This is a genomic window from Geobacillus sp. (assembly GCF_017515625.1).
Classification (GTDB): domain Bacteria; phylum Bacillota; class Bacilli; order Bacillales; family Anoxybacillaceae; genus Geobacillus; species Geobacillus stearothermophilus.
Window position 1 is genome coordinate 1 of sequence record NZ_JAFWFM010000169.1, and the last position, 8,590, is coordinate 8,590.

An 8,590-nucleotide genomic window follows, 5' to 3' on the forward strand; every position below is an offset into this window, starting at 1 on the left:
GTCTTGTTAGTGATGATACTCTTAGTCATTGTGATACTGAATAGTTTCATTGTTTTTAAACAACGACGGCAATTTGTGATACAACAACTTTTAAAGGGACAAACCAAGGGGACTGCCGTATTGACGATTTGGTGGTCTAACATAAAAGTCTATGTTTATACTTATCTCGTTGGGCTGCCTATTGTTGTTGGCGTTTTATGGTTATTGTTACCGGAGATGCTCACTTATGAATTAATCATCGTTAACGTAATATTGTTACTATTTTTTGGTGCTGTTGCTGTTAGTACGCTTATCTTAACGATTTTGTTCAATCGTGGGCAACTCGTAGCGCTTCTGAAAGGACGTGGGAAGCAAATCTTGATCCCAATCGTATCTTGTATCATTTTGGCACTCACATTTATGAATTTTGTGACAACATTAGATTTGGCGTAAAAAGAGAATCGACAAATTAATTTAATGCGACAAGGGCAACAAAAGTGGGAGCAAATAGCTCATTTTTCAGTTTTAACCATGCACACAATGTCCAAACAAGATGATGTGCAGATAAAAACGAGTCACTTATTGCTGAATCAGATAGATGAATCACAACTGTTAATGAGCATGTTTGCACCATTCCAAGGACCAAAAATAACCTTGGGACGCGACCAACCTTACGCACGTGATATTTATGTAAATCCCACTTATTTTAAGTATCAACAGGTACGATCAGTTACCGGAAGACAGTTAACAGCAGATGATTTTCATGGACCCGTAACGTTATTGACGACAGAAAATTTATCGACGACACAAATACAGCAAAATTATGCAATACCGAATGGCATTGATACCGAAAATATCGTGATCAAGAAAATACAACCGACGTCAACCTATGTTTTTCTTAATGCAACGCAGGAACAGTCATTTGCCTACCAAAAACCAAAACATATACTGGTGATAAATTTTCATGCTGTACAGCGTGATGCATTAGCGCATTTAGATAACAGTGAGACAGTTGCGAAAGAAAGACCAAGTCAATCGATTGTGCAAAATTTGTTACCGTGGTTGTCACAACGCAACGTGATGGTTAACTTGGCTTCTGAGGAAAATAAGAACCAAGTTATGACGGTTTTAGGGCCGACTATTCAAGACGTTAGTAGTACGAACAAGCTGCGAGCAACCTTGAAACAAACCTACCTACTGCGTAAAAATGTTTTATTGGGTAGTTTGATACTGGCAATTTTAGTGGTGTTATTGTGTGGTTTGTTTACGATTTACATCATATTTATGGCTTATCGTCGTTCATTGTTTGTAAAACAAGTTTATGGGATATCATTTATTAATCGGTATCGTCACATTTATCTCATGCTATCGTGTGCGTTGTTACCAGGCATCCTGTACGCAATTTCAAAGCCTAGCGTCTTGATAACCGTTGTTTTTGTCATGAGTTGTCTGTTATTGTTTTTCACGTACCGCATTATGTGGAATGAAAGGCAAAGTTATTTAATACTTAAGGGAGAGTTATGACGCTAGTTTTGAAAAATGTGAGTAAGCGGTTTGGCAAACATCAGATTATTGATAATTTATCAGTTGCGTTTCAACCTGGTATGAAATATATTTTACGCGGGCGCTCTGGAGCGGGGAAATCAACAATTTTGAATATGATTGCACGTTTTGATGACGATTATCATGGCATCATAACGTATGATGATGGTAATCTGAAAACAATCAAAAAAAGTCAGTATTATCGAGACTATTTGGGCTATCTATTTCAAAATTATGCGTTGTTAGAAGATCAAACAGTTTTTGATAATTTGGCGCTTGTTTTTCGACATCGTATTCAAAAGCAAGATACGCAAGAGATGAGACAGGCATTAGAGGCTGTGGACTTATCTAAAGCCTATTTGAAAAAGCATGTCTATGAATTATCTGGTGGTGAGCAACAACGTGTTGCAATAGCCCGCTTAATACTAAAGAAACCACGCATTATTTTGATTGATGAGCCAACAGCTGCATTAGATCACGATACTGCGACAGCAATTTTATATCAGGTATTGGATCGTTTGATTAACGACCAGACTATCATGATTGTTGCCACCCATGATCCTTTAGTTATTCAGTGGGGGGATGTGATGATTGATGTTTAACATGTGTCAACCTATTCGCCCTTTCAATTACGATTATTATAGCAAACTAGATTTGGTTTGGAACATCGTTGGCCGTTATCAACTGCACCACTTTTTACTAAATATGGACAAAATCATAATTCCTCAATACAAGAAGGTGAAGATTTTGCAACGTTCATTAAAATGGTTTGCGGCCGCGACAACCGTGGTCATGCTGTTTGTGCTGATCGGCGGAGCGCTCGTGACGAAAACCGGCTCCGGCATGGGGTGCGGCCGATCATGGCCGCTGTGCAACGGCCAGTGGGTGCCGGATGACATTACGCCTGAACTGGTCATTGAGCTGAGCCATCGCCTTGTCTCCGGGCTTGCCGGCATCATGGTGCTCATTCTTTCCGTTTGGGCATGGCGGGTCATCGGCCATATGCGGGAGACAAAGTTTTTGGCAGTCGTCTCATTCGTTTTTCTCGTCCTGCAAGGATTAATCGGCGCCGCCGCGGTCGTCTGGGGGCAGTCCGATTTTGTGTTGGCCCTGCATTTCGGCATTTCGCTCATCTCATTTGCCGCTGTGCTGCTGTTGACGCTGCTCATTTTTGAAGCGGACAAAACGTTTTCCGCCGTCTCGCTTACGCTTGACAGGCCGATGCGCGTTCATATTTACGGGATCATTATTTACTCGTACATTGTCGTCTATACCGGGGCGCTCGTCCGCCATACGAACGCCAGCCTCGCCTGTCCAAGCTGGCCGCTGTGCGCGAAAACGCGTCCTTTCCCGGTGCAGTTTCACGAATGGGTGCAAATGGGCCATCGGCTGGCGGCGGGGCTGATCGTCATCTGGATCGCCATCGCGGCGCTGCACGCCATCCGTCATTACCGAAGCCAACCGGTTATCTACTATGGATGGATCATTGCTCTTTTTCTCGTCCTCGCCCAGATGACAACTGGGGCGCTCGTTGTGTTCACTCAGTTGAACTTATACGTGGCTCTGGCGCACGCGTTTTTTATCTCCTGCCTGTTCGGCGTGCTCAGCTACTTGCTACTCTTGGCGCTGCGCACCCGCCGTGCGCCGGGAAAAACGATGGCTCACCCGCCCGAGGAAACAGCGCCAACCGTGCTGAAATGGCGGTAATCCGCTGCAGAGAAAAAGGGATGCCCACAAAAACGCGGACATCCCTTTTTCATTATTTGGATAGCTCAATCAGCAAGTCGCCCGCCTGAATGGCATCGCCGCTTTTGACGTAAATGTCTTTGACAATTCCAGCAAACGGCGCCTGCACCGTCGTTTCCATTTTCATCGCTTCTGTGACCATCAAATGGTCGCCTTTATCCACTTTCTCCCCTTTTTCGACAAGCACTTTCACAACCGTACCCGGCATCGTCGCCGCAATATGGTTCGGATTCGTCCGGTCGGCCTTGATGCGCTCAGCAACGGCCGCTTTGATGCTCTCATCGCGGATGATGACTTCGCGCGGCTGGCCGTTCAGCTCGAAGTAGACGACGCGCGTGCCATCGGCCTGCGGTTGGCCGATCGACACGAGCTTGACGATGAGCGTTTTGCCGCGTTCAATCTCCACTTCAATTTCCTCGCCGAGGCGCATGCCGTACAGGAACGTCGGTGTATCGAGCACGGAAATATCGCCGTATTTTTCGACCGTGTCCGCATATTCTAAAAACACTTTCGGATAAAGCGCATAGGCAATGGCGTCAAAGTCGGTCACTTCGCGGCCGAGCTTGTCATGCAGCTCCCGCTTGATTTGCTCGAAGTCAACCGGCTCAAGCAGCTCACCCGGGCGGACGGTGATCGGTTCGCGCCCTTTCAAAATGATGCGCTGCAGCTCTTTCGGAAATCCGCCGTGCGGCTGGCCTAAATAGCCTTCGAAAAACTCGACGACCGAATCCGGGAAGTTGAGCGTTTCGCCGCGCTCAAAAATGTCTTGTTCGGTCAAGTTGTTTTGCACCATATACAGCGCCATGTCGCCGACGACTTTCGATGATGGCGTCACTTTGACGATATCGCCGAACAAGTCGTTCACACGGCGGTACATTTCTTTCACTTCATCCCAGCGGTCGCCGAGGCCGACCGCTTTCGCTTGCTGCTGCAAATTGCTGTATTGGCCGCCCGGCATCTCGTGCATGTATACTTCCGTATGCGGGGCGTTCATGCCGCTTTCAAACTCCTGATAAAACTTGCGCACATCTTCCCAATAGCGGGCCAACTGCTCCAAGCCATAAATGTCAACTTCCGGCGCCCGCTCTGTTCCTTCCAACGCATAGTAGAGCGTATTAGCGCTCGGCTGCGACGTCAAGCCGGCCATCGAGCTGACGGCGACATCAACAATGTCCACACCCGCTTCAATCGCTTTGGCGTACGTGTAAATGCCGTTGCCGCTCGTATCGTGCGTATGCAAATGGATCGGAATATCGACCGTTTCCTTAAGCGCGGAAATGAGTACGTACGCCGCCTGCGGCTTCAAAAGCCCTGCCATATCTTTAATGCCCAAAATGTGCGCTCCGGCTTGCTCGAGCTCTTTGGCGAGCGACTTGTAATAGTCCAAGTTGTACTTCGGCCGGCTCGGGTCCAAAATGTCTCCGGTGTAGCAAATGGCGGCCTCGGCGATTTTACCACTTTGCCGGACGGCATCGATCGCCACCGTCATTCCTTTCACCCAGTTTAAGCTGTCAAAAATGCGGAAGACATCGATGCCGGCTTGCGCTGATTTGTCGACGAACTCGCGGATGACGTTGTCGGGATAGTTTTTATACCCCACGGCGTTGGCCGAACGAAGCAGCATTTGGAACAGCACGTTCGGGATGCGCTCGCGCAGCTTGAGCAGCCGATCCCACGGATCTTCTTTCAAAAAGCGGTACGCCACATCAAACGTCGCTCCGCCCCACATCTCAAGCGAGAACAAATTCGGCAGCAAGCGCGCCGTCGGTTCGGCGATGCGCAGCACGTCGATCGTGCGCACGCGCGTCGCCAACAGCGACTGATGGGCGTCGCGGAACGTCGTATCAGTGAGCAGGACGCGCGGCTGTTCTTCAATCCAGCGAATGAGCCCCTCGGCGCCGCGTTCGTCCAACATTTGCTTCGTTCCGGCCGGGATCGGTTCGGTTTCGCTCAATTTCGGCACGCGCGGCTTGTCAAACACCGGCTTTTTCTTTTTGCCGATTCCAGGGAAGCCGTTGACCGTCACCGTGCCGATGTAGGTGAGCATTTTCGTCCCGCGGTCTTTCCGACGCGGAAACACAAACAATTCCGGCGTTGTGTCAATGAACGATGTATCATATTCCCCTGACAAAAACTTCGGATGCTGCACGACATTTTCCAAAAACGGGATGTTCGTTTTAATGCCGCGAATGCGGAATTCGCGCAAGTTGCGCAGCATTTTTCTGGCCGCCTGCTCAAACGTCAACGCCCATGTCGACACTTTCACGAGCAGCGAATCGTAATACGGCGTAATAACCGCTCCTTGGAAGGCATTGCCGGCGTCCAAGCGCACGCCAAAACCGCCGCCTGAGCGGTACGCCATAATTTTTCCCGTATCCGGCATAAAGTTGTTGAGCGGGTCCTCAGTCGTCACCCGCGACTGAATCGCATAGCCGTTAATGCGGATGTCTTCCTGCTTTGGAATGCCGACTTCCGGGCTGTGGAGTGAAAAGCCGTCGGCGATTAAAATTTGCGACTGGACGATGTCAATCCCCGTGGTCATTTCGGTGATCGTATGCTCGACTTGGATGCGCGGATTGACCTCAATGAAATAAAATTCATCGCCTGAGACAAGGAACTCAACCGTACCGGCGTTGACGTAGCCGACGCTTTTCATCAGTTTGACCGCCGCTTCACAAATGCGCTGGCGCAGCTCGTCCGACAGCGAGACGCTCGGCGCAACCTCAACGACTTTTTGGTGGCGGCGCTGCACCGAGCAGTCACGTTCGTAAAGATGGACAATGTTTCCTTCATGGTCGCCCAAAATTTGCACTTCAATGTGCTTTGGCTTTTCGATTAGCTTTTCGACATAGACGTCATCGCTGCCAAATGCCGCCTTCGCCTCTGATTTGGCGCGTTCAAACGCTTCTTTCACTTCAGACTTGGAACGGACGATGCGCATGCCGCGTCCGCCGCCGCCCAGCGCCGCCTTGATGATGAACGGATATCCGTGCGTTTCGGCAAAGCGGACGACATCCTCAAGGCCGCCGACCGGTCCGTCGCTGCCCGGGATGACCGGAATGCCCACTTTCATGGCCGCATGGCGCGCTTTTACCTTGTCGCCAAACATGTCGAGGTGATCCTCGTTTGGGCCGATGAAAATAATCCCTTCCTCGCGGCACCGTTTCGCAAATTGGATATTTTCCGACAAAAACCCATACCCCGGATGGATGGCATCAACGTCGTGAGCTTTGGCGATTTCGATGATGCCCTCGATGTCCAAATACGCTTCAATCGGCTTTTTCCCTTCGCCGACCAAATACGCTTCATCCGCCTTATAGCGGTGGTACGAACCGACATCTTCCTTCGAGTAAATGGCTACAGTGCGGATGCCGAGCTCCGTGCAGGCGCGGAAGACGCGAATGGCGATCTCCCCGCGGTTGGCTACAAGTACTTTGTGAATTCGTCTTGTCCTCATCGTCTCTCCTCCTTTCTAAATTAAACTATAAAAGTTTTGCCGTTTTGTAAATACACTTTCTAGAAAGTCAGACCTTTTTTTGACGCGTTCACGGCTTGTTTTTCGCTTTTTTTGTATCGCTGTTCATACTTCGTAAACATCGAAATGTTCACCAGTAAGCCGAGCGAGGCCATTATCAGGACGAGCGATGTCCCCCCGTAGCTGACGAGCGGCAGCGGCACCCCGGTGATGGGAATGAGCCCGACGACTCCGCCGACGTTAATAAACGTCTGGAAGCCGATCATGACGGAAATGCCGATGGCGAGCAAGCTGCCGAACGCATCAGTCGAGCGGCGGGCGATCCACAATCCGCGCAGCACGATAAACGCCAATAGCCCAAGCGTGAACATGACGCCGAACAAACCGAGCTCTTCGGCAATGACGGCCATAATAAAGTCGGTGTGCGACTCCGGCAAATAGCCGTACTTTTGGATGCCTTTTCCGAGCCCAAGCCCTTTCAGCCCGCCGATCCCGATCGCCAAATACGAATTGACGAGCTGATAGCCGTCCGTATCCGCATATTGAAACGGATCCAAAAAAATGTAAAGGCGCGACAACCGTTCTCTCGAAAAAATCTTTTTGCCCATGAACGGAAGCCAAAGCGGCGACAGCATCACGGCGATCAAAGCGAAAAAGAGCAGCTGCTTGAAAAGCAACGTAAGGCGCAGTCCAGACGAAAGAATGATGCACACCGCGATGACAAAAACGATAAACGCCGTGCCGAAGTCCGGCTGAATGGCGATCAACGCACAAATAAACAGCGTATAGTAAATGGGGAATAAATTGCTTTTCACCGGCTCAGCCAGCCGTTTCCGCTTGTTGGCAAACGCCGCCGACAAGTACAAAATCAGGCCGAGCTTGGCCAGCTCCGCCGGCTGGATGGAAAGCGCCCCAACGCGAAACCAGCTTGTCGCATTGTTGGCCGTATGGCCAAGGAACGCAACCGCGATCAGCATCAGCGGGGAAGCGAAGAAAACGAATTTCACGAATCGTTCTTTTCGCCACACTTTATACGGAATAATAGCCACCATGGCAAAGGCAGCGAGCGCGGCGATGAGCCAATGCTTTTGCCGCTCATAAAAATAGTCGCTCGGCACCTCAAAACGGATGACGGCCGTCACCATGCTCGCGCTGTACACCATAATCAGGCCGAACAACGACAGCATAATGACCGCGGCCATGAGCGAATAATCGTAACATTTCAACACTTTCTTCCATAATTGTCGATCCATCGTCCCTCTTCCCTGTTTGCACGTATGTACATAAATCATTCGCAGCAGCGCGCCGATTTCCTGCCCAAAAACAGAAAAACTCAAACGACGGCAGGCCAATCGTTTGAGTTGCCATGTATCGTTATCGTACGCGCTTTTTTGTCACTGCTTCATGCAACGCGGAAAGCTCGCGCTCAAGCCGGTCAAGGAGCGCCTTTCCGTCTTTGGCCTCCACAAGCCCGAGGCGCACCGCAAAGTCGATTTCCCGCGACAAGCCGAACATTTGCGTGTCCAACACTTCCTCATAGAGCGGACATTGCGGCATCGTCAAATGATCCATTTGCACGCGGATGAGCTGAATAATTTTTTCCGCATCGGCTTGCAGCAGCGCGTACGCCTTTTCGCGATAGCCCATCGATTCGTCCGTCACATCGATCCCTCCGTTCTCTCCCCTATCCTTCTTTAAATCTTAACGTGAAACAAGCCATTTTGCAAGTTGAAACCATTGACAGCAATCCGGCTTGGAACATGACAAACGCTTTATTTATTATTATACTAAACTAAAAACAGCGGTAACATGCAGAGGAGAGGGTGGAGTCAGTCAAGACTTTGTGGA

At 49.7% G+C, this 8,590-nt stretch carries 7 protein-coding genes; 4 read left to right on the forward strand and 3 right to left on the reverse strand.

Annotated elements, in window-relative coordinates:
- The 4 genes from IKE44_RS09950 to IKE44_RS09965 all read left to right on the forward strand — a co-directional run.
- Window positions 1-432 (forward strand): hypothetical protein (locus tag IKE44_RS09950; protein ID WP_287465787.1); only part of this gene is annotated, 432 nt, incomplete at its 5' end.
- Window positions 433-456: 24 nt separating this feature from the next.
- Window positions 457-1,503, forward strand: a complete 1,047-nt coding sequence (locus IKE44_RS09955; RefSeq protein ID WP_010001433.1) for a hypothetical protein — start codon at window positions 457-459, stop codon at window positions 1,501-1,503.
- Window positions 1,500-2,123 (forward strand): ATP-binding cassette domain-containing protein, encoded by a 624-nt coding sequence (locus tag IKE44_RS09960; protein WP_010001432.1) that lies wholly within the window; start codon window positions 1,500-1,502, stop codon window positions 2,121-2,123. Before IKE44_RS09955 ends, IKE44_RS09960 begins: the two co-directional genes overlap by 4 nt.
- A gap of 145 nt (window positions 2,124-2,268) precedes the next feature.
- Window positions 2,269-3,228: a COX15/CtaA family protein gene (locus IKE44_RS09965; RefSeq protein ID WP_033016254.1), complete on the forward strand. Its 960-nt coding sequence runs from the start codon at window positions 2,269-2,271 to the stop codon at window positions 3,226-3,228.
- Between the two features lie 52 nt (window positions 3,229-3,280).
- Here the strand turns inward: IKE44_RS09965 and pyc are convergent, their stop codons facing one another.
- From pyc to IKE44_RS09980, 3 genes are all read right to left on the reverse strand, one after another.
- Window positions 3,281-6,724: a pyruvate carboxylase gene (gene pyc / locus IKE44_RS09970; RefSeq protein ID WP_287465792.1), complete on the reverse strand. Its 3,444-nt coding sequence runs from the start codon at window positions 6,722-6,724 to the stop codon at window positions 3,281-3,283.
- Between the two features lie 59 nt (window positions 6,725-6,783).
- Window positions 6,784-7,995, reverse strand: a complete 1,212-nt coding sequence (locus IKE44_RS09975) for an FtsW/RodA/SpoVE family cell cycle protein (RefSeq protein WP_287465794.1) — start codon at window positions 7,993-7,995, stop codon at window positions 6,784-6,786.
- Between the two features lie 121 nt (window positions 7,996-8,116).
- Window positions 8,117-8,404, reverse strand: coding sequence for an Fpa/YlaN family protein (locus IKE44_RS09980; protein ID WP_033008511.1), 288 nt, complete (start codon window positions 8,402-8,404; stop codon window positions 8,117-8,119).
- Window positions 8,405-8,590 lie beyond the last annotated feature (186 nt).